At 34.9% G+C, this 628-nt stretch carries 1 protein-coding gene; it reads right to left on the bottom strand.

The annotated features are described in order from the left end of the window. Positions 1-319: 319 nt before the first annotated feature. Positions 320-628 (bottom strand): sugar-transfer associated ATP-grasp domain-containing protein (locus QCH34_RS13265; RefSeq protein WP_300334806.1); only part of this gene is annotated, 309 nt, incomplete at its 5' end.

The following is a 628-nucleotide window of genomic DNA, read 5'->3' as shown; positions in this document are numbered from 1 at the left end:
AATTCCTCTGATGATCGGAAAATATTTTGACTTTAGTTCGATCATATTGATTATTTTCGCGGCAATAGTAACACTCATATACTATCTGTTAATTTTATATGATGATATTCGATTGAGAGAGGAGTTTTTTCAAATGATCCGAAGACCATACAATTGAATGCCCTCCCGATGGTATAATTTATTCTTACATTGCAGATGATTTATCAACTATTGATCCCCGTTGTGAGAAAGGAGTAACTCGCATTCTGTTTTCGTTCATAGATGCATCTTATTTTCAACATAACTTAGTCCGCCAGCAACGTCAGGATAGTGCATGTAATCAATAAATACTGTGGCATGGGGATTTATTAAGATTTTTCCAATAATAATCTGGATTCTCTATCCGAAATTGTTCTCGCAGTCCTCCGAGAACAATTTGTGGTGCTGTTATGCAAAAATTTCGATTTGTTTCAATGGCGATTGGACCAGTCTTTGATAAACCTATGTCCCATCCCAAATATTGGAATTGGGGGAATTTTTCTGCGGCCTCAATAGAAAAATTTCTAATCCCATTCCATATATTGTCGTTAAAATTTTTAAATGCAAAACCAGTATCAGGATGCCTTTGAAAATACTCTCGACTATAATA

Source organism: Methanocalculus sp. (assembly GCF_029762515.1).
Classification (GTDB): domain Archaea; phylum Halobacteriota; class Methanomicrobia; order Methanomicrobiales; family Methanocorpusculaceae; genus Methanocalculus.
This window is presented reverse-complemented; position numbering and strand designations above follow the sequence as displayed.